We start from the raw sequence: 20,253 nt of genomic DNA on the forward strand, positions 1-20,253 counted from the left end.
GGACCACAGGCGGGTCGGCTTCTCACCGCGACACATTCCGAAGTGGTCGGCCCCACCCCTCGAGAGCTGCTCCGCCTCCCAGGCTTCCCGCGCGGCACTTCAAGGACGGCCCCCTTTCTCCGCCGGCACCGAACCCGTGCCGACTGCACTGCCGGCGAAGCCGGGCGGCCGGAGGGTCAGTCCTCGATACCCGCGGCATGCAGGGCGCCGACGATGAGCGCGTACCTCTCTGCGGCCTCCGGATACCGCTCGGCGCCTGCGCGGGCCCCGCTCAGCGCCTTCGCTGTAGGTGCCGCACCTCGGGCGAGCAGTTGCTGCGCCATCTGCACCTGCCCGAAGGCAGTCGCCCACTCAAGGGGTGTCTTGTCCTTCATCACTCCGTTGATGTCCACTCCACGGCGCAGGAGCGCGTCCACGGTCTGCGGGTGCCCATGCTCCGTGGCCGTCGCTGCCAGTACCAGTGGCACATAACCCATCCTGCCCTGGGTGCCGGTGGGGGCGCCGGCGTCGAGGAGGACCTCCACCACTGCCGTGTGCCCGCACAAGGCAGCCAGGCACAGTGGGGTCAACTCGCCGTACTCACCTGCCCGCTGCCCCAGATCAGCTCCCGCAGCAAGGAGCACCCGAACAGTCTCGGTGTGCCCAGCATGCACCGCGAGATCCAGCGCGGTACGCGTACGCCCGGCGGTGAACGGGGCATCCACCTCTGCACCAGCACCCAGCAGCTGTACGACCGCGGTCACGTCGCCGTCCCCTGCAGCTCGTGCCAGCTGATCCGCTATATCCATACCTTGATCATGCCTGGCCGTCCGGCTCGGACGGCTCACAGGTGCTCCCATGCGTGGTGGCGGACCGGCAATCGGCATACCGGAAGTCCGCCGACCTGACCTTTCGGGTGCTGATGCGAGGGCGCCGGTGCGAGAGGACACCTGCCGTGACCGATTGCTGACGACGCCGGTAACGCCGACGCCCGGGGTGATGACCACCCTCCCCGGTCATCGAGCCGAACTGACCACTTGTTTCGCCATCCGGGAGCGGATCACCGGCGTCGCCGGCCTGCCGCGACCAGAGCGCACAGAGCCGGAACCCATCAGACACTCACTCCGTGGACGTGGCAGCGCCCGGTCGAGGAATCCCGCTCGGGCACAGGACCCTTGCTTGTTGAACTTTCACTCAATCTGTTAGGTTCGAGCATAATCTTGAAAGTTCAAACAATCTTTGTTGTCGACAGAAGGACCCCCCATGCTTGCCTCCCCGACCGTCCACCCCGCCGCAGATGTGCCCTCCGGAGGCTCCCGGCCCGGCACCCCCTCGCTCCGCGCATACGACGCGGGGCTTCTCCTGCTGCGGCTTGCTCTGGGCCTGACTGTGGCGGCGCACGGTGCGCAGAAGCTCTTCGGCTGGTTCGGTGGTGGCGGAATCACGGGTACGGGTCAGTTCTTCGAGATGAGCGGTTATCCCTCCGGCGAGACCATGGCTGTGATCGCCGGGCTCAGCGAGATCTTCGGTGGGCTCGGACTCGTCGCGGGCCTGCTCACCCCGCTCGCAGGCGCCGTCGTGTTCGGCACGATGATCAACGCCTTGGCCGTCAAGTGGGGCGGCGGCTTCTTCGCTCCCGATGGCGTTGAGTTCGAGCTTCTGCTGACTGCCGGCGCGGCGGGTCTGGCGCTGACCGGACCCGGCCGGATCGCCGTGGACCGCTTCCTTCCCTGGCTGCGAGCACACCGCCTGGGTTACGGTGCGGCGGCGGTGGCGCTCGGTGCGGTGACCGCCGGCCTCGTGCTGCTCATTCGTAACTGAGGGCTCGGGCCGGCGTCCGCTCAAGGGGCATGTGGGGACGCACCGCGTCCCCACGAGCGACTCGTGTGGTGCGAAGCCAGGGCGTGGCTGCCCATGACCGCCTGGGCCTGGGCGGCCCTTCTCGGCCTCACCGGGGCCACCTTGCCCGCCGGCGCCAACGCGATGACCGTGACCGCCGTCGGCGGCGCGGTTCCAAACGGCAGGTGGCGACACTCGTACCGACTACTCCGCAAAGCCGCAGGCGCGGAGTGAACGTCCGAGTCCTCGCCGACCTGGCCGACGAGGAGCCATGGGCCGTGCGGCGCGGGGTCAGGAGTTGCGTGGCTTTACCAGGACCGATTCGTAGGCGAGGAACACGAGCTGGGCGGGGTCGCGGGCGTGGGGCGAAGAACTCGTCCGAAGCGTAGATTCAGATTCAGCCCTCGGTCTGCTCGCCGACGACGACGCCCAGGTCGACCACGCGTGACCATCACGCCCTACACGCTCGCACCCCCGCCGCATATCCTGGACACGGTGCCCCCACCCGGGAGCGTGCTCACCACGCAAAAACGGGTTCACGGATGGTCAATAACAACGAAAAGGGGCTGCCGTCATGAGTTCGCTGCTGAACGAGAGCGACCTCTGCCACGAGAGCGCAGTGGTCCTGCTTGTCCTGCTGGCAAACTCCGACGAACTCGACTGCGTCCGCCAAGCACTCGACAGGACACCGCGCCGCCGCGGCAAGCCCTGCTACGAACGCGACGGACGCATGGTCGGCAACACCGACCTCGATGGCCACGCCGAAGCCGACCCCTACAGCGGCCTCCAGCACCGCCGCGTCTTCTTTTTCTTCCTCCTCCCGCACGGCTGCGACGCCAATCCCGACCGCGAAGGCGTCCCGGCGAAGCCGTCGCCCCCCACCATCGAACTCCGCCGCGGTGGAGACAAACCCCACGCTCCCAACGCGATAGCAGCTGACCGTCGGACAGGCACAGCCACGCCCGCCGAAAAGGGAACAAACTCATCGTCTTCGTCGGCGCTGATTCAGTACCCCTCGGGCCGGAATCGTCGAGCCAACCGAAAGGCGCATTGGATATGACAGGGCAAAACGACCGATGGGCAGAGCTCACCGGCGGGCAAACCGGAGAGAAGTACGCTCAGCGCTTCGCGCAGCTTGCCGAATCGGGCTACGACGTCCATGGCGAGGCCGCCTTCTGTGCCGCCTTGTTGAAGCCCGCCGCCCGGGTCCTTGACGCCGGCTGCGGAACCGGTCGGATCTCAAGCCGGCTTGCCGAGTTGGGCCACCGCTGCACAGGCGTAGACATCGACTCCTCGATGCTGGCCGTCGCCCGCCGCGACGCCCCCACGCAAGAGTGGGTCCTCGGCGACCTGGCCCGCCTGAGCACTCTCGGCCTGGAGCCGGGCTTCGACCTGGCGCTCGCCGCGGGAAACGTCATTCCCCTGCTGGCCCCTGGCACCGAATCAGCGGTCGTCCGGCAACTGGCCGCGATGCTGCGCCCCGGTGGTCTCCTGGTAACGGGCATGGGCCTCGACGCGGCGCACCTGCCGCTGCCGGAGCCGCCGGTGACCCTTGCCGAGTTCGACGACTGGTGTGCTCAGGCCGGACTGACCTTGCGACAGCGCTACGCCACCTGGGGCGGCGATCCCTATCACCAAGGCGGTGGGTATGCCGTCAGTGTGCACTGCCTCTCCGCCATGTGAGTCCACACCCTGCGCTTCCGTAGTACCACGCCTTGCCGGCCGTCGACTGCCCGCCGGGCGGCTCGTGCCAGCAGTCGGCGGTCTCTGACAAACGGCGTCAGGAACTGTTGGTGATGGTGACGGTACCCACGACGCCACCTCCGGCGACCTGCTGACTGAGACGTTTCCTGACCTGGTACAGCCACCGATGACCACTTGGAGTCGACCAGGCACGGGTACGTCGACTCCGGGACTGGTCACGATGCGGTGGCTGACCTGCGTGTGCGGTCGCCCGTGCCTGCCGGCGCAGAGCGGTAACTTGATCGACCAAGTCACCCGGCAGGTCGGCTGTCGGTTTTTCCTCGTCGGCGGGGTCGTCGATGGGATCGACGTACTCTGCAATCGCGCACCGGGTGGCGCCCCTGTACCAGGCACTACAGCCCGTGGTTGCGGGCCAGGTGCACGACGGGGCGGCCGAGGGGCGCGGATTGTCGCTCCGAAGGGCGTCCACCGGCGAGTGGACGATATCGAGCAGCCGCTCTTTCAGCGGCCTCGTGAACTCGATGACGGTCTGCAAGCCAGCGGCCCGAGGCTGGACGCTGGGATCTGGGCGCGGGTAGAGCGGCTGACCGCCCCACCCGGACCGTGAGGCGCTTGTCGGTGAGCGCGACAGCGAGCGCCACGTCCAGCAGACGGCAAACTGCGGTTCCCCACGCAGAAGCAAGTCCAGCCGGCGTGTTAAGCGGTGCGCTCCTACGAATGCGGAGGACGCTGCTGAGGGCCCCGGGCGGCCCTTTTCGCGGGGTGTGTCAAACCACGTCCGAGGGTTACAACATGCAAGATCGCAATTATGAACAAATGGCTGAAGTGTCGCAGTTCCGAGTCGGGATCCTGGGAACATCGCGAGGGCATCCAGGCACGCATCAGCGAGTTGCGCGCGCTCCTCAACGACCGAGAGGAAGCACATCGGGGGGACGATGAGCCTGAGCGCGGGAGGAAGGTGAAACTTCTCGAGGAGGCCCGGGGAGAACTGGATAAGGCGGAGGAAGCCATCTCTCCCATGCACTCTCCCAGGTATAAGAACGCGGCTCACGTCATCGTCGGGCGGATCCATATCGACGCCGCGCACAACATGCTGCTGCGGTTGTCGAGAAAATCCGAGGTGCTGCCCATGCTGCCGGGCGTGCTGGCCTTCTTGCGCGAGCACCTGCTGCCCGGTGATCCGCGGCGGATCGAGGCGGAAAGGATCGCACGGTCAGTTTCGGAAAAGAATCCTCCGTCGGAGGTGGAGCGTGAGATTCTGCTTGAGGCGATGGGCGTGGCCCGCCAAGCGAGAGTCGACGAGGCCATGCGAGTGCGCAGCTTCGTCTACATCGTCTGGTGGATCATGCTCGGCTTGACCGCACTGGCCGTCCTCATCACGATTCTGGGGTTCGTCGACCCTGCCGCGGTCCCGCTGTGTTTCACCCCCGAGGAGCCCAACGGATCCGCGAAGGTAGCTGTCTGCCCGGTCGAGATGAACCGCATTCCGAAAGGCACAGACCCTGCGAAGACAAGGGAGTTGGTGGCGGGCGCCGCCCAGGGGGCGGACTACCTGATCGTCGAATTGGTAGGGCTTGTGGCTGCAAGCATCGCTGCCGCTGCAGCACTGCGCCGCATGCGGGGGACTTCGACCCCGTTCGCTGTGCCTCTGACTCTCGCGCTGCTCAAACTGCCGACTGGGGCTTTGACGGCAGTGCTGGGGATCTTGCTCATGCGTGGCGGGTTTGTGCCTGGGCTTACCAATCTGGACTCGTCAGCTCAGATCATTGCTTGGGCTGTCATTTTCGGATACGCGCAGCAGGTCTTCACGCATTTCGTGGACAACCAGGCGCAGTCCATTCTTGCCGCGGGGGGTTCCGGTGCCGCGACCTCTGCAGTTCCGAAAACGCCTCTGGATCTAGGCGATGGCGAATCGTGACGTCTGAGGGCGTGGCGAACGGCGTCTTTTGCGTCCTGTCCACTGGTCTTGGTCGGAGGTCGGGTGCGGGCAACCCGACGCGGTCGCGCGCTCCGCTCGCGGTGGTCGCAGAGGCCAGTGGGGCCTCCAGGGACCACTTTCCGTCCACGGCTCACGGCCCGCCCGGTGCGCTACACGGTTGTGTAGGGGCCGGCGCTACCTGAGGTCAGGTTCGTCAGCGGGATCACCAGCGTGTTGGTGCTGCCGAGCCTGCTGGCGCCGAGTTTCGGCACACACCGAAAGTCTGGCCGTGATACCACGACACCTACTATGCCGCCTTCGTACACAATCGCCACGGCAACGACGTCGAGGCGGTCTGTGAGCGTCCCGGACAGTACTGCCTGTGGGCGCCCAGGCCTATCTGCATGCCAGTGGCCTGCACTTACGCGGACGACGATCGCTACGCGGCCGAGAAAGCTGGGTGAATGTCGATGAGTGAGGAAACGCCGAGGTCGAACCGGCGATGACGCAGCTGCGCCTGCGCGATCCACTCCTTGCAAACCCGGCCCTCACCGCCGAGCTCATTGCTCAGCTGGCTTGCCTCACCGATGACATCGCGGCGCGGGGTGCGTCTCGGAAAACACCCCCGCTTCCACGTCCATTTCACCCCCACCGGCTCCTCTTGGATGAACCAGGTGGAGCGGTGGTTCGGCCTGCTCACCGACAACTCATCCGCCGCGGCGTCCACACCTCCGTGAAGGCACTGGAGGACGACATCACTGCGTGGATCGACACCTGGAACGAGAACCCGCGGCCCTTCACCTGGACCAAGACCGCCGACGAGATCCTCAATTCCCTCGCCGACTACCTCACCAAAGTCGGAACCACCGACCAGAAAACAGAGCAGAACTAACCCTCAGGATTTCTGGCGCATCACACTAGACAGCGTCGTACTCCGCCCGCACCCAGGCCAACTGCGCGTCGCTCAGCGGGGGGTCGAACCCGACTGGGAACATCAGCATCAATGGTTGCGGCCACATGTTCTCAGCCCCGTGCTCTTGGCAGTGCAGAGCGATGACATGTGGCCCTTCCCCACAGGACTCGTGCCAGTAGGGGCGGTCATGGGCCTGGCAGAAGTACCCGAACCTGGAGCAGTCGTCCTCATCGCTGGGCTCGTAGAAGCCGGGGTCACGGACAATCTGGGTCACCGGCTCCTGCCGATTGAACCTGGGGATGGGCCGGGGATCACGCCACAGTAGTCGAGGAGGAAGCATGAACTCATCCTGCACCGAGGCCGTCCCGTTCGGACCACCGGGTCGTTGGTCCGTTCATGTCGTTGACTGATGTGCAGTGGTCGGCGCTCCTCTCTCCACGGTGTGACTCCATGCCGGTCACAGCATGCCGGGGGCTCCCGGAGTCGCGCCCTGCGGCGGGGCGTCGTACACAGGGAACATGAGCGACGAACGGACATCGTGGCATCCGGGCGAGGTCGTGCCGGAGAGCGGAATCGACATCCCGAGTTCAACCTCAGTAACCGGTCAACAGAATCCTGTCTCCTCAGTAACCAACGAAGCCAGTGAGACGCAAGAGCGCTGCGATCGCGAGGGCGGCAGGGATGACATACCACCACTTCCGCAGCCATCCGGCCTTGGCGAAGACCGAGGTGAGTAGCGTCATCAGAGCAGAGAAGACCAGCCCGATGGCGCCGGCGACCTTGTAGTTGGTGACGGCTTGCTGGTCCCAGGGCCCATCGGGTTCGACCAGGTAGGCGGTGAACACGACGTACCCGGTCACCAGGGTCACCACGATCAGAACGGTAGAACAGACGCCGGCCCCCAGCCGTCCAGGCGCCCGAGCACGTTCCTCGTGCGCTCTGGTGGATGCACCAGCGTCTTGATTCACTTCAGTCCTCCCCGCCGCGTCGTCCAGTTCATTGTCGATCCCTCGACCCTATGCCTGGGCACCCACCAAACCCATCGACGAGGTATCGGACGGTCAGTTCCGACATCTGTGCGCGGATCGTCTGTCCCGGAGGGATGCCAGCGAAACCGTTCCCCAATCTGAGCTGGGGGCGAGGCACTCCGACGCGATCAAGACGTTCTCGGCGGGGTCCTTTATCGACGCCTGTTCCAACGTGAGCGCGAAGGCGGCCAGCGGGTCGACGGCCTGGCGTATGTAGCGGTGGGCCGTGGCGATCCCGATGCGGAAGCCTGCGGCAAGACGCGCGTAGGTGTCACCGCAGCGCAGGTGGGTCAGGACGAGCACGGCCTGTTCGGCCACAGGTCAGGCGCCGCCAGCGTGAACCGATCCGATAGATCGATGCCGGAAACAGGTAGACGAGCACGCGAAAGCCTCTGGCGAGCTGGTGATCTTGGTCGTGGACCCGTCCACCAGGAGTTTGCCTCATGCCCGCCGCCGGGGCTGCCGGCTCAGCCACCCGTCAGGTCGGAAGAGGTTCAGGGGGAGAGAAAGTCATGCCCAACCGGAGGCGGGACGCCCATTGTGGGGCAACCAAAACGGTAATGTGCCCTTATCCCTCCGGTACGTCGCAGGTTTACTTTCCGTACGCAGAATCCGTTTGGCGTGGTGGTCAACTGGCCCTCGGTGTGGCCTGACCGATGATTTTCCGCGCCGTGGTGGTACATACGCCGAATACCGACTCACGGGAGGCTGACGCCATGCGGAAATTGACCTTCGGCATGAACATGAGCCTGGACGGCTACATCGCCGCTCCCAGCGGCGACCTCGGCTGGAGCGTGCCGAGCGACGAGTTGTTCCAGTGGTGGTCCGACCGGGTGGACGCGACGGGCCTGGCGCTGTACGGGCGCAGGCTGTGGGAGACGATGAGTTCCCACTGGCCGACCGCCGACAAGCAGCCGGGTGCCACACCTGCGGCGATCGAGTACGCCGGCCGCTGGCGGCGCATGCCGAAGGTGGTGTTCTCCTCTACGACCAGCACGGTCGACTGGAACACCCGTCTTGTCACCGGCGATGCGGTCACCGAGATCACCAGGCTCAAGGCCGACGACGGGGGTCCCATGGACATCGCCGGTGCCAGCCTTGCCGCGGCGGCCATGCGGGCTGAGCTGATCGACGAGTACGCGATCGTCACCCATCCGGTACTGGTGGGCGGCGGCACGCCGTTCTTCGCAGCTTTGGACAACTGGGTGAACTTGAGCCTGGTGGAGACCCGAACGTTTCCCGACGGTGTGGTCCTGACCAGGTATGAGACCAGGCGCTGAGTGCCCGACGGCGGATCAGTGCGGGCTTCGGGCCTCCCGAGGTCACCGCAGACGATCCGCCCGGAAAGGGATCCCCTGACGGACGACCGAACCGTTGGTCAGTCATGTCGGCCCCGAAGGCTGGAGGCCCCGTTGCGGAGCCAATGAGACGGAAACGGTAAGGAACGGAACCCGGGCTAACCGTCGTTGAGTCTCGCCCTCCACGCTCGTGATCATGGCAAAGGAATTTGCGGTGCATACGCCGGAACGAGACTCCGGTCCGTGGCACACGGACTTCTGCACCGAGCCGAGTGTCCCGTCATCACAGTGCCGGGTGGAAGCTGACGCATCCCCGGGGGGAACGGGCCGTCCCGCGGGATGCGGGCCGAGTCGGGGAGCCGGAGAGAACTTCCGCGGCTTACGCCCCTATGCCGTGGGCAGAGCGCAAGAGCGTCATCAGTAGATCGCCTCTGCTGATGCCCCTTCCAACGGGTCATCACTGTCCACCACAGGCAGACGCTGCACCTCTTGTCGGGCAATGCTCAGGACTTGTGGATCAGCCCTGCGGAAGGAGGCGTTACAGCCTCCTCGAGCCCGCAGAGTCCTGGGTGGATCTCCTGTGCGATGCCGCCGCCCGGCGCGGGATGCGTGCACCCGTCCTCGCGGTCGGCGACGGCGCAATAGGCTTCTGGAAGGCCCTGGCGCAGGTGTGCACCGAAACCCGCCATCAGCGGTGCTGGGTTCACAGAACGGCCAACGTACTCAACGCCGCGCCGAAATCAGCCAGCCCGGTGCACGCAAGGCATTGCAGGACATCAAAAACGCCGAGGATCGCCAGCACGCCGTCAAGGCGGTCGCCGCATTCGACAAAAGGTACGGCGTGAAGTGGCCCAAGGCGGCAGATCACCGACGACGTCGACCAACTGCTGGCGTTCTACGATTTTCCTGCCGAGCACTGGGTTCACCTGCGCACGACGAACCCTGTCGAATCGACCTACGCGAGCAGCTGACCTGCTAAGGGCGAGTACCCACCTTCCTGCAACAGCCCACACGTGGAAATAGGCCGTCCGAGCCCTGCGAGCGGGCCGATCGGCCCTCCCACAGGGATCGAACGCGCAGCGGTCGCCGGGATCGCTAAAGGGTGCCGAAGGTCCCCCTCCGCTTTCAGCAAGCGCGCGGCTGATCGTATGCACCACTAAAAGTCTCCGTGCGTCTCCGGAAATTCTCCTGCGCCTGGGACCTAGAGCGTCGAGACGGGGAAAATTGGTGCAGCGTATCGATCAGATCGCCAAATGGCATGCCGCTTCAGTGATCGTTGTAGGGGCCTCTGCCCCCGGCCAGGCCGGAATATTTCATCACTCCCTGAAATGTTTCGTGCTCAGAGACTTGGTCAGGCATGCACGGAGAGTCATCGTAGTTGTCCCGCAGTCGCGGGTTCCCGACGCATGAACGGCACTCCGAAACCAAAAGAGAGAAAGGGCAGGTGTACAACGAGAACGCATCCTGTCCCGAGACCGAGGGAAGCATGACCTGCACAGCCTTCAGTCGTGCCATGCACTTGCCGTATAGGAGTGAATGATGGGCCAACTTACCGTCGCTGACCTGATGACACCGTCGGTCGTCAGCGTTCAGCGCGGCACCACATTCAAGGAGATCGCGCGGCTGCTCAGCGAATCGAGGATTACCGCTGTGCCCGTCGTGGACGACAGAGGCCGCCCGGTGGGGGTGGTCTCCGAGGCTGACCTCCTGCGCAACCGCAGCGCCGGCGTCGCACGGAACGCAGCCGCGCTCATGAGCCACCCAGCCATCACAGCCAAGCCTCTGTGGAACGTGGTGCACGCCGCTCGCGTGATGGACGAAAACAAGGTCAAACGTCTCCCCGTCATCGATGAAGACGGCCGCCTGGTAGGAATCCTGAGCCGCAGCGACCTCGTCCAGGTCTTCCTGCGCCGCGACCGTGCGATCCAGGAGGAGATCCTCGAAGAGGTGGTCACCCAAACGCTCAAGCTCAGCCCCTCCGCGTTGAACGTGGAGGTGTCCGAGGGGCTTGTGACGTTGAGTGGCATCGTGCGGAACCATGGCGACGTACCCGTCCTCCTGCGGCTGTGTCAGAGCGTCGACGGTGTGGTGGACGTCGTCAACCGCCTCTCACCTGCAGAAGATGTTTGATCGGGTAGGCACTCGCCGGCGAGGAGGGAGAGGCCTCTGCGCGGGACCGCATACGTTCGGATTCCTCCGTGGGCGTTGGCAGTCGGTGATGGCGTCACCGTTTTGGGTCAGGGGTGGTGTACGGCCGCATGGCTGGACCCTGACCGCGCAGCCCCTGGGGGCCAGACGGGTAGACCAGGGAGTGGTTCTCCGGCGTTCCCTGGCCTGCCGTGGCCGCCACGGTAGCCCGAAGCAAGTGGTGTCACGACACTGCCTCGGGACCTGCGGAGAACTGCGCCACAGAGCGAACAGGTTGGCACAGCATGCTTCCACTCCCTCGCCCCGGAAGGCCTTTGTGGGGGTGCCGCGCCCGGGACGCCTGTTGATCAAGGGATCGATTGTTCCGGGTGCCGGGACGGCGCTTGGCCCTGCGGATGCACGGCTGGCGTGCGCTCCCGCCGCTCTCCCTTGCTATTCAAAAACTGAGTTGCGCTACTGAACCCGCTTCTTGCACTTCTGCGTCAACGAGGGCAACAACCGTCGTGATGCTCAAAGCAGAAGCTCCGGCGGCCAGTGCAGGCAGGGCGACCGCGACCAGAAGTGCGACGACTGCACCCAGAAGACAGCGGAAGGTGACACTGTCAACGCCTCGTGACCCCTGCTGAGCATGAGAATCGTTAAAGCGCTCGACCTGCGTGGTCGAAACCGTCGGCAGCGTCAGGCGTCCCGAATTTCGCCTTGGGCGACTTCCACATGGTGATGCAGGCTCACCAGCCCGGCGGCAGCTGCAGCACCGGTCGCGGCCGAGAAGGCCAGCAGCAGGCCGACCGCTGCGACGGCAAGTCTGCTCGGGGCAGGTACAGGTTGGAGCAGGGCTTTCACGCGCTGCGGGACGGGCCCTCCCGCGGCTCCTGCCGCGAAGAAAGGGCGGCTGGCCCCGCTGCCGGCGGCTCCTGCGAGGGCTGCGCGGCCGATGGCGCGGGCAGTGAGGTTACGATCGCCGACCGCGTGCGCGGCGGCCTCGTCAGCGACGCGTTCGACCGCCAGCGCGATGGCGTTGCGCAGTGCACTTGTGGCGGGAAGGCACCGGGTCGTGAGGTCCGCAGCGGCAAGGAAGTAGTGGTGGCGGCCGGTCAGGTGGGCGCGTTCATGGGCGAACAGGGCTTCTCGCTCAGGTCCCTCCAGGGTGCGCAACATGCCGGAGGTCACCACGATGCGCCCTGGTTTCCCCGGGAGGGCGTAGGCATCGGCTTCGGGCTGGTCCAGGATGCTGAGGTCTCCCGCTGAGGGTACGTTCCGCAGTTGCGCGTGTGCGGTGCGGTAGTGCCGCAGCTGACGCAAAGCCGACCGAGTCATGGCTGTGGCGCAGACGAACAGTGTGCCGACGGCGAGAGCGGCAATCGGATAGGCGACGACTGCGGGCACGATGTTCAACGGGTGGATCAGATGTTCGAGGCGACCGACGGCAGTCACGGTGAGCGTGCCTGCGAGGAGCAGACCGCCCAGTGCCGCGAGCCAGCTGACCGCCAGTACGCACGCTGTAGCGGTCAGCGCCCACATCGCGGCCGCAGGCCGCAGGCGGGGAGCGGCCCAGCGTACGAGCGTCGGCGCCGTAAGGGGCATCAGTAGCGGCACGATCAGGGCCGCGATCACTGCCCACCACCATCCTCCAGCAGGTCGCGCAGTATGCGTTCGTCCTCGGGGCTCAGGTCCGAGACGAATCGGGCCAGCACGCTGTGGCGGTCAGTGTCCTTGTCGAGTTCGTGGTGCATGCGCCTGGCGGTCATGCCGTGGGTGTCCTGGACGGGAAAGTAGGCGAATCCGCGGCCGGAGCGCTCCCTGCCGACTGTCCCTTTCTCGAAGAGGCGGGACAGAATGGTTGTCACCGTGGTGCGAGCCAACTCCATCGTGAGGCTGCGCTGCACCTGACCGGCGGTCCGGGGGGCGTCCGCGGCCCACAGGGCCGCGAGCACACTTGCCTCCAGCTCCCCCGACCCTCTGCGCTCGGCAGCACGCTCCGCCATCGTGTTCCTCTCGTCCGCTGACGGTCTACAGTGATGTAGACCGTCTACGTGATTGTAGTCGACCAGTCGTTCCATCCGGCTGCCCAGCACTCATCCAGCGAGAGGCCACGTGCTCATGGCCGTATCTGTCCTAGCCTTGTCTCCACTCGCGGTGAACCTCCTCGATACCCAGTCGCTCCTGGCAACCTTCGGCATTCTGGGAATCGCCGTGGTGATGTTCGCCGAGACCGGGCTACTGCTCGGCTTCTTTCTACCTGGCGACTCCCTGCTCTTCACCGCCGGCCTGCTGTGCGCGGGAACCGCTGACAAGGGCCCAACACTGTCGCTGCCCTGGGTCCTGGTCGCCTCGGTGGCCGGCGCGCTGGCCGGTGCCCAGTGCGGCTATCTCATCGGACGCCGAGCGGGCGCAACGGTCCTCGCCCGCAGCAGGTCCAAGCGCCTGCACGACGGCGCGGAGCGCGCCAAGGAACTGCTGGAGCGATACGGCCACGCCAAGGCAATCGTCCTGGCCCGCTTCGTCCCTGTGGTGCGCACGGTCCTCAACCCGCTCGCAGGGGCGTTGAACATCCCTGCCCGGGTGTTCACCCTCTGGCAGGTCGTCGGTGGCCTGGTCTGGACTGTCGGCCTCGTTCTGGCGGGATACGCCCTCGGCTCCTCCATTCCCGATGTCGACCGCTATCTCCTGCCGATCATCGCCCTGATCGTCGCCATGTCTCTGCTGCCACTGGCAGCCGAACTGCTCCGCTCCCGGCGGACCGCCAAGCACCGAAACGAGGCACCCTGATGCATCTCGCATACGATGGCTCGACCATCGACGGCCTTACTTACCTCAAGATCGTCGGCCTCGCCGGCAGGGCACCCGACTGGGTCGACAGCCTGGTTGCCAGTTGGTCTACCTACGGACTGGCAGTATTTGCAGTGCTGATGTTCGTCGCGTGGTGGCAGGCTCGCCGCGCAGGAACCCCGGCCGCAGTCACCGCCCTGGCCGTCCCGCTGGTCACCGTCCTTGCCTTCGGCGTCGACTCCCTGCTGAAGCTGGCCGTTCATGAGAACCGCCCCTGCCGGCAACTGCGTGTCCTCACCCTTGAAGCGTGCCCCGCACCCGGCGACTGGTCCTTCCCCAGTAACCACGCCGCCATCGCCTCGGCAGCCGCCTTCGCGCTGCTGCTCGTGTCACGCAGACTGGGTGTCATCGCCCTGACGGCGGCGGTCCTCATGGCGGCCTCACGGGTGTGGGTGGGCGCCCACTACCCGCACGACGTCATCACCGGGTTCGCCGTCGGCGCCCTCGTCGCCTTCATGGCGATCTGGGCGGTGCAGCGCAATCAAAGCGTGCTCGCAGCACGGCTGGGAAACGGCCCGCTGCGCCTCCTGCTGACCGTAGCGTGACACCCGCTGCCACGGCCGTCGTGCCGCGTCTCACGGTTCTCCATATCGCTGTCCGGCTACCTGCCGCCGCGCGGCTGAACTCGAGCATCAATCCGACGTCACGACCGCCCGCACCCTCAACGCATTGATGCCCCTGACTTCCCCTCACCGCAGTGGTTCCGGTGAGCCTCGCCTCACGCGCTTGCCGAACCTGAACTGCCTGTTGCCATCACCGCACGAGCGCATTCAGCCGACGTGATGTCCAGAGGCTCGGAAAGGGTAGGGGCCGTGTTGTCGGTCATAGCTTTCCCTCAGTGACCTGAACGTCGCTTCGACGTTCCCTTTCTGCAGCAGAGCAGATGTGGGGCATGACGATGAGGGATTGGGAACCGGGACACGATCGAGCGCCCGTGGGTCCGGCAGCGATTCGCGAAGAATGGGCGCTTCAGCAGCGGCGAACCAGTGTGAAAGTTCCGCAGCATCCCACGCGCTGCACAACGGAAAGTTCGTGGCAGTCGCAGTGGCGCTGATGGTATGTGCAATCTCGGCGCTGCTGAGGAAGTGAAACCACGACCCGCGCCCGTGCCCCTCCAGCGACCGGCGGCACAAGCCCCTCAGGCATCCTGTGTCCACCAGGCGGCGCGCCGTGAGCTGAGATTGCGCTCAGGTCCGAAACTGGTACCCGAACCGGCACGCCCAGCCAGCGCGGCCCCCCTGCCGAGGCCACCCTTTCGATTTTGGCAGGCCAAACGGGTAGCTTGCAATCGGTCAAGGGTGTACTTTCGCCTGCCCCTGGGGGAACACCGATTAAATAATCCCAGGGATTTTCCGCTGTGCGGTGCAAGAGGCAGCGCTCCGACCCCTCTGCGGTGCAGCGCACCGCTCTGGCTGCTCGGTCAGGAGAAGTGTTTTGGTGACTCCTCAACTGTCGGTGGTTGTTCCGTGCTTCAACGAGGCCGCCGTCATCGAAAGGTTCCACTCAGCGGTCGATGAGGTCCTCGGCCCATCGGGGATCGACTTCGAAATCTGCTATGTGGACGACGGTAGTACCGACCGCACACGGGACATCATCGATGGCATGGGTATCGCGGACCGCCGCGTCAGGTACTCGGTGCTGAGTAGAAATTTCGGCAAGGAGGCCGCGATGCTCGCCGGTCTGCGGATGTCCCGCGGGCAGGCAGTGGTCATCATGGACGCGGACCTGCAGCATCCTCCAGAGCTCATTCCGCGGATGCTCGCCCTTCACCGACAGGGGTACGACCAGGTCGTTCCGCAGAGAGACCGTGACGGTGAGAGCACGGTGCGAACCCTGTCGAGCCGCGGATACTACGCTTTGGTGCGCCACCTGATGGATGTAGAGGTGCTGGACGGCGCCGGGGACTTCAGGTTGCTGTCACGCCAGGCGGTGGACACGGTGCTGTCGCTGCCTGAGACCAACCGGTTCTCCAAGGGGATCTTCTCCTGGATCGGTTTCACGACGGCCACGTTCACCTACCAGAACGCTCAACGGTTCGCAGGCAGCTCGAAATGGGGCGGGCGCCGCCTACTCAATTACGGCATCGACGGGCTGCTGTCCTTCAACAACAGGCCCCTGCGACTGGCCATCTATGCAGGATTCTGGTGCCTTCTCGCCGCGGGCGTCTTCGCGGCGTGGGTGGGATCCGACGTTGCACTCCACGGGGCAACCGTCCCCGGCTATGCGACCCTCCTGATGGTTGTTGTAGGGGTGGGCGGAATGCAACTTGTCACCTTGGGGATCATCGGTGAGTATGTCGGCCGCATCTATCATGAAGTAAAGCGACGCCCACCATTCGTGGTACGGGAAACGGACGAGAGACCCGCCCCCAGGCCTCACCCTCCCCACCCCGGGCCGATTATTGCTCCGGCAGGCCGTCCGACAACAACACGGCAATTTGTGACGTTCGTGGCGATCGGATTCGTCAATACTTCTGTCTACCTAAGTATCTACGCCGTCTTGAACCCTTGGATTCCGTACCTCGTGGCGCATGTTTTCGGATATGTGATCAGCATTATCGGCTCCTTTCTGCTCAACTCCTACATCACCTGCCGAACCCGCCCGACCTGGCGGGCCTTCCTCAGGTATCCGCTGTCCAGTGCCTTCAACCTCACCGCCTCCGGCGCCCTTCTCTACGTAGCTGTCAGCCGATTTGGAATGGACAAGAACGTTGCCGCACTCGTCGCCGGAGTCCTCGTCACCCCGGTCTCTTTCCTGCTCGCCCGCTGGGCCATCAACTCCGGCCGACGGCCGACGGACACCACAGGAACGAATCAGAACACTGCTGCCGAGGCGAAGCAGAACACCCCCACCTTCAAATAGCGCCACCCCCGCGGACAGCGAGAAACCCACTCCGCCAGCCCTCCAGGCGGAGAAGACCAATCCCGACGCCCATCGGCCCAAGAATGCGGCGAGTCCAATCATCGCCTTGCCCCGCCTCGCCGCGACAGGAATGGGGCTGCTGCCCCTGCTTCCGCTGTTCCTCTTCGGCGGAGCTTCCTGGTTCGCGCGATGGGTACGCCCAAGTGGCGACGAGTGGTGCTTCCTGCCACTCGTACGCGACGAAGGCTTCGTGGCTCTGGTGGACCAGTTCTACTCCACGGACAACGGCCGGATCGCCAACGGCGTGCTCGTCGCCTCCTACGCCACCTACGGCGTCGCGGGCCAGCAGTGGTACGCGGCGATCAGCTCGCTCGTGATACTGGCTCTCCTCTGGGCGTGGGCGATGGCGCTGCTCCGGTGCGCCCAATGGCAAGTGCCCCGCGGCCTCCCACTGTTCTCGGCAGCCATGCTTCTGGCCGTCTTCTGCTTCAGCTCTGTGAACACGTACAAGACCTTCTTCTGGCCGGCCTCGTCGGTTTCCCACACCTTTCCTCCCGTCCTCGCCGCTGCCGCCACGATCCCGGCCCTGCTGGCAACATCGAGACGAGGAAGGACCGCCGCCACCGCGTCCGCGTTCGTCCTCGGAACAGTCATGGGCACCCTGTCCGAAGAGACCTCAGTAGTGGCCCTCACCCTTCTCGCCCTGGCACTGTTACTGGGCCCCAGACTCTTCCCGGCAGGACGGCTCACTTTCGTGAGGACGTGGTGCGCCACCGCCGGAGCGGGAATCCTCATCGGTACCACCCTCCTCCTCACCTCACCCGGCTCACACAATCGGCGCACACGCCACCACGCGGACTCCATGTTCGCGCCCGAGTCGCTCTCAGCTTCGCTGCGGGGCTATGTGCACATCCTCTACACCTTGCTGACGAGCTGGCAGTATCTCGGCGTGGTCGCTGTAGGAGTGCTGATTGGTGTCCTGGTCCGCCGCGCGGACGGTCGCGTCCCCCAGCCCGACCACAGAGCGCCCCTGCTGCTCAGCTTCGGAGCAGCGGCTCTGCTCCTCTCCGGATACGTATGTACCGTGATCGCCTATCCCGCGTTCGGTCCCTCGGTCGCCACCGCCAACCGACTCTGGAATGACTTCCTCTTTCTTCTCCTCCTCCTGCTTGCCGGCGTGGGAGGCCTACTCGGGAACGTCACAGCCCGGCGTTATCGCCTGCATGTGAAGTCGGTAGCCGCAGGTGCGGTGCTTGCGTGCGTGGGCCTCACAGTCGTACTTGCCTTCTCCCTGCGCGCCCTGGAGCCGGACATGCGCGAGCGAGCCGAAGCATGGGACACGCAGGACCGTCTGCTCCGACACCAGGCGGCGGCTGGGGCGACGGTTTTGCCCTACACGCCACTTGTCGTCAGCAAGATGTCGGAACCGTTCGGTAGCAGGGGGAAGCGGCCTTGGCCTGCCTCGTGCGTCGCCACTTACTACCGGGTGGAAAAGGTGACGGATGGAGGAAACGTTCCACGCTGATGAGTCGCCGACGAGGTTGCCCTTTGAGCCCCGCAGGGCGATGCCGGTTGGCCCGCAAGCCGCAGTGTGCTGCCGTTCTGCATCCGCGGGCCCTCATCCGCAGTGGGGAGCGGCATTCCGTGTTGCGGCTCCCGGGAACGGATAGGGGTCCACTGGGAGCCGCGACTGGTCGATGCGCGGCTGTTGGCGCGGCGAAGCCGGGCGCGTCACTGCTGTCGCCCTCTTCTAGGAGATCCCTTCGCGGCGACACACTGCCAGAGGCGTACGACTCAGCCGGAAACGGACGATCGGTCACATCGAACGCCCCGTGAACAGCCCTGCGGGGCGTTCGATGGCGAGCAATCCAACGGGGGATGGACTGCTCGGCCCAGCAGTGTGGCGAGGGCCCCCGGGAGCGGCTCCTGGGGCCGTGCTGGTCGAACGTCGCCCCCTGGACCCGTTGGCCGTTCGGGGCGGTTGAAGATGGACCGTACGACGCCCGCCCGCTGGGCTCCTATGGGCCATGAGGGGCGATCAGGTACGCGCAGGTCGTACGCCGCTCAGCCGCGAGGCCTACTGAGGAGTTGCAGGCCAAGACCGGCCAGGCCAACGGCAAACTCAAGGGGAGCCGCCGGGTGCACTATCGGCAACGAGCGGCTCACCGCCGAGGCCACACCGATCAAGCCAAGGGCGACGCCCGGCAGGCTGAGGAGAAGATCAAGGACGCCCTGACCGACAGACGTGGTCGACAGACCCGGCCCCGCGGATCCGCGACCCGTGCGGGGCCGCGCCGAATCCGGGAACAGTACGCTGCGCCCGGAGGGCCCTGCGTGAGGCCCGCGTTGACACAGGTTCGCACACAGGGCGACGCCATGCCGAGGTCGAGCGTCTCCCCACGGTTTTACCCCTCTGCACGGGTCAGGAACAGGCATGACCGGGCACGGCCCGTGCTCCTGTTCCCGCACACGGCGGGTCAGCGACCGCCCGCCTGCCGCCTACCTCGCACCGCATCCCCCAGGAGCTGACCCGATGGGTCCCACAGAGATCAACGGCATCCCCGCGCACCCGCTGCTCGTCCATTTCGTCGTGGTGCTGGTGCCTCTCACCGCACTGGCTCTGCCGGCCTGTGCCCTGTGGCCGTCAGTGATGCGCAGGCTAGGTCTGTCTCTGCCCGTCTTGGCACTGGTGACCTTGGTCGCCGTTCCGCTCACCACCCATGCAGGAGAATGGCTCGCGGAACGCGTGAACGAGAACGCACAGCTGGAACGGCACACGGAGATGGGGGACGGACTCCTGCCGTGGGGCGTGGGCCTATTCGTCATGGCAACGGCACTCTGGTGGACCTACGTGCGCGTCGGGACGCCCTCGACCCCGGAGGCGAACGGGTTGGTCGCCACGAGCCGGAAGCGCGCCACGCTCGTGCGGATCGCCGCCGTCCTGCTCTCGCTCGTCGTGGCGGTCGGAGCGATCGTGCACGTCTACCGGATTGGCGACTCGGGAGCCAAAGCGACCTGGGGAGCGGGCGAGCCCACACTCCCCGTTGCCCGCATGAGTGCCTGACCGGTGCTGGTCCGCCTCCCGAGCGCACGCCCGACCGGGTTGCTCCGGGCAACCTGCTGAGTGTCCGCACGCGCTGTCCTGTCGTGTCGCGGTGAACGCTCGGCGCAGTCGTGTGAACCGCCGTCGATGACGCTCAGTCGGTGGCATGAGTGAACGAACGGCGCCTGCACCAAGCCGTGCCCAGAACCGGAAACAGGGGAGAGACGCAGTGACGGCGACCTTCACACTGGGGCGGATCGCGGGAGTCCGGATCGGTGTCCACTGGAGTGTGCTGATCATTGTGGGCATCATCACGCTGGGTCTCGCGCAAAGCCGCCTTCCCCGGACGTATCCGGGCCACAACCCGACGCTGTACTGGGCAGCGGGCCTCGCGGCCGCCGTAATCTTCTTCGCCTCGCTGCTCGCTCACGAACTGGCACACGCCGTGCTGGCGCGGCGCAACGGAGTACCCGTGGACGACATCGTGCTGTGGCTACTGGGCGGCATGGCCCGGCTGCGGTCGGAGGCGTCGAGCCCGGCGGCGGAACTGCGGATCGCGGGTGTCGGCCCCCTGGTCAGCCTCCTACTGAGTGGCATGGGACTGCTGCACGAATAGGTGACACCTGACCTGGCTTGCTGAGAGGCGGCCTGGAAGGATGTCGCAGTGCCCAAGCCGTATCCCAAGGAGTTCC

At 65.7% G+C, this 20,253-nt stretch carries 17 protein-coding genes and 3 pseudogenes; 15 read left to right on the forward strand and 5 right to left on the reverse strand.

Features of this window, described 5'->3' with window-relative positions; all coding sequences use genetic code 11:
* Positions 1-176: 176 nt before the first annotated feature.
* Positions 177-788 (reverse strand): ankyrin repeat domain-containing protein, encoded by a 612-nt coding sequence (locus JOC24_RS18895; RefSeq protein WP_205021495.1) that lies wholly within the window; start codon positions 786-788, stop codon positions 177-179.
* A gap of 454 nt (positions 789-1,242) precedes the next feature.
* On the opposite strand from JOC24_RS18895, the gene JOC24_RS18900 reads away from it, so the two are divergent.
* From JOC24_RS18900 to JOC24_RS18920, 5 genes and pseudogenes are all read left to right on the forward strand, one after another.
* The gene (locus JOC24_RS18900) at positions 1,243-1,800 is read left to right on the forward strand and encodes a DoxX family protein (RefSeq protein ID WP_205021496.1); all 558 of its coding nucleotides are present in this window, start codon (positions 1,243-1,245) and stop codon (positions 1,798-1,800) included.
* A gap of 592 nt (positions 1,801-2,392) precedes the next feature.
* A complete protein-coding gene (locus JOC24_RS18905; protein ID WP_374104507.1) occupies positions 2,393-2,878 on the forward strand; it encodes a DUF6009 family protein in 486 nt (161 codons plus the stop codon).
* On the forward strand, positions 2,875-3,501 hold the full coding sequence (locus tag JOC24_RS18910; RefSeq protein WP_205021497.1) for a class I SAM-dependent methyltransferase: 627 nt from the start codon (positions 2,875-2,877) through the stop codon (positions 3,499-3,501). The genes JOC24_RS18905 and JOC24_RS18910 overlap by 4 nt, the downstream gene beginning before the upstream one ends.
* Positions 3,502-4,330: 829 nt before the next feature.
* The gene (locus JOC24_RS18915) at positions 4,331-5,440 is read left to right on the forward strand and encodes a hypothetical protein (protein ID WP_205021498.1); all 1,110 of its coding nucleotides are present in this window, start codon (positions 4,331-4,333) and stop codon (positions 5,438-5,440) included.
* 620 nt (positions 5,441-6,060) lie between these two features.
* A pseudogene (locus tag JOC24_RS18920) lies at positions 6,061-6,332 on the forward strand (IS630 family transposase); the annotation flags it as partial.
* A gap of 644 nt (positions 6,333-6,976) precedes the next feature.
* On the opposite strand, the gene JOC24_RS18925 reads toward JOC24_RS18920, so the two are convergent.
* Both JOC24_RS18925 and JOC24_RS18930 read right to left on the reverse strand, forming a co-directional pair.
* Positions 6,977-7,225: a hypothetical protein gene (locus JOC24_RS18925; protein ID WP_205021499.1), complete on the reverse strand. Its 249-nt coding sequence runs from the start codon at positions 7,223-7,225 to the stop codon at positions 6,977-6,979.
* A 315-nt stretch (positions 7,226-7,540) separates the two neighbouring features.
* Positions 7,541-7,721: pseudogene (locus JOC24_RS18930) on the reverse strand (transposase family protein); the annotation flags it as partial.
* A 376-nt stretch (positions 7,722-8,097) separates the two neighbouring features.
* On the opposite strand from JOC24_RS18930, the gene JOC24_RS18935 reads away from it, so the two are divergent.
* From JOC24_RS18935 to JOC24_RS18945, 3 genes are all read left to right on the forward strand, one after another.
* Entirely contained in the window at positions 8,098-8,661 is a 564-nt protein-coding gene (locus JOC24_RS18935) for a dihydrofolate reductase family protein (protein ID WP_205021500.1), read from the forward strand.
* Positions 8,662-9,116: 455 nt separating this feature from the next.
* Positions 9,117-9,524, forward strand: coding sequence for a transposase (locus JOC24_RS18940; RefSeq protein WP_374104508.1), 408 nt, complete (start codon positions 9,117-9,119; stop codon positions 9,522-9,524).
* A 694-nt stretch (positions 9,525-10,218) separates the two neighbouring features.
* Positions 10,219-10,809, forward strand: a complete 591-nt coding sequence (locus JOC24_RS18945) for a CBS domain-containing protein (RefSeq protein WP_205021501.1) — start codon at positions 10,219-10,221, stop codon at positions 10,807-10,809.
* Between the two features lie 696 nt (positions 10,810-11,505).
* Here the strand turns inward: JOC24_RS18945 and JOC24_RS18950 are convergent.
* The gene (locus JOC24_RS18950; RefSeq protein WP_205021502.1) at positions 11,506-12,441 is read right to left on the reverse strand and encodes a M56 family metallopeptidase; all 936 of its coding nucleotides are present in this window, start codon (positions 12,439-12,441) and stop codon (positions 11,506-11,508) included.
* Positions 12,438-12,812 carry a BlaI/MecI/CopY family transcriptional regulator gene (locus tag JOC24_RS18955; RefSeq protein WP_205021503.1) on the reverse strand — a complete coding sequence of 125 codons (375 nt, stop codon included), beginning with the start codon at positions 12,810-12,812 and terminating at the stop codon, positions 12,438-12,440. Before JOC24_RS18955 ends, JOC24_RS18950 begins: the two co-directional genes overlap by 4 nt.
* Before the next feature lie 115 nt (positions 12,813-12,927).
* Here JOC24_RS18955 and JOC24_RS18960 point away from each other — a divergent pair, with 115 nt between their 5' ends.
* The 7 genes and pseudogenes from JOC24_RS18960 (at position 12,928) to JOC24_RS18985 (ending at position 20,177) form a co-directional block, all read left to right on the forward strand.
* Positions 12,928-13,596, forward strand: coding sequence for a DedA family protein (locus JOC24_RS18960; protein WP_205021504.1), 669 nt, complete (start codon positions 12,928-12,930; stop codon positions 13,594-13,596).
* Positions 13,596-14,201 (forward strand): phosphatase PAP2 family protein, encoded by a 606-nt coding sequence (locus JOC24_RS18965; protein ID WP_205021505.1) that lies wholly within the window; start codon positions 13,596-13,598, stop codon positions 14,199-14,201. Before JOC24_RS18960 ends, JOC24_RS18965 begins: the two co-directional genes overlap by 1 nt.
* Positions 14,202-15,090: 889 nt before the next feature.
* Positions 15,091-16,518 carry a glycosyltransferase gene (locus JOC24_RS18970; RefSeq protein WP_205021506.1) on the forward strand — a complete coding sequence of 476 codons (1,428 nt, stop codon included), beginning with the start codon at positions 15,091-15,093 and terminating at the stop codon, positions 16,516-16,518.
* A gap of 106 nt (positions 16,519-16,624) precedes the next feature.
* Complete coding sequence (locus tag JOC24_RS18975) at positions 16,625-18,043, forward strand: DUF6056 family protein (protein WP_239580615.1); 1,419 nt, start codon at positions 16,625-16,627, stop codon at positions 18,041-18,043.
* Positions 18,044-18,555: 512 nt separating this feature from the next.
* Positions 18,556-18,759, forward strand: a pseudogene (locus JOC24_RS33350) (CsbD family protein); the annotation flags it as partial.
* A gap of 292 nt (positions 18,760-19,051) precedes the next feature.
* Positions 19,052-19,582, forward strand: coding sequence for a DUF2231 domain-containing protein (locus JOC24_RS18980; RefSeq protein WP_205021507.1), 531 nt, complete (start codon positions 19,052-19,054; stop codon positions 19,580-19,582).
* A 208-nt stretch (positions 19,583-19,790) separates the two neighbouring features.
* Complete coding sequence (locus tag JOC24_RS18985; protein WP_307792725.1) at positions 19,791-20,177, forward strand: site-2 protease family protein; 387 nt, start codon at positions 19,791-19,793, stop codon at positions 20,175-20,177.
* The last annotated feature ends 76 nt before the right edge of the window (positions 20,178-20,253 follow it).

The organism is Streptomyces sp. HB132 (assembly GCF_016909575.1).
GTDB lineage: Bacteria > Actinomycetota > Actinomycetes > Streptomycetales > Streptomycetaceae > Streptomyces.

Bases quoted from the DNA above. Each gene is read 5' to 3' on its own strand.
- JOC24_RS18895 (WP_205021495.1), bottom strand. From the start codon at position 788: ATGGATATAGCGGATCAGCTGGCACGAGCTGCAGGGGACGGCGACGTG.
- JOC24_RS18900 (WP_205021496.1), top strand. From the start codon at position 1,243: ATGCTTGCCTCCCCGACCGTCCACCCCGCCGCAGATGTGCCCTCCGGA.
- JOC24_RS18905 (WP_374104507.1), top strand. From the start codon at position 2,393: ATGAGTTCGCTGCTGAACGAGAGCGACCTCTGCCACGAGAGCGCAGTG.
- JOC24_RS18910 (WP_205021497.1), top strand. From the start codon at position 2,875: ATGACAGGGCAAAACGACCGATGGGCAGAGCTCACCGGCGGGCAAACC.
- JOC24_RS18915 (WP_205021498.1), top strand. From the start codon at position 4,331: ATGAACAAATGGCTGAAGTGTCGCAGTTCCGAGTCGGGATCCTGGGAA.
- JOC24_RS18935 (WP_205021500.1), top strand. From the start codon at position 8,098: ATGCGGAAATTGACCTTCGGCATGAACATGAGCCTGGACGGCTACATC.
- JOC24_RS18940 (WP_374104508.1), top strand. From the start codon at position 9,117: ATGCCCCTTCCAACGGGTCATCACTGTCCACCACAGGCAGACGCTGCA.
- JOC24_RS18945 (WP_205021501.1), top strand. From the start codon at position 10,219: ATGGGCCAACTTACCGTCGCTGACCTGATGACACCGTCGGTCGTCAGC.
- JOC24_RS18955 (WP_205021503.1), bottom strand. From the start codon at position 12,812: ATGGCGGAGCGTGCTGCCGAGCGCAGAGGGTCGGGGGAGCTGGAGGCA.
- JOC24_RS18960 (WP_205021504.1), top strand. From the start codon at position 12,928: ATGGCCGTATCTGTCCTAGCCTTGTCTCCACTCGCGGTGAACCTCCTC.
- JOC24_RS18965 (WP_205021505.1), top strand. From the start codon at position 13,596: ATGCATCTCGCATACGATGGCTCGACCATCGACGGCCTTACTTACCTC.
- JOC24_RS18980 (WP_205021507.1), top strand. From the start codon at position 19,052: ATGGGTCCCACAGAGATCAACGGCATCCCCGCGCACCCGCTGCTCGTC.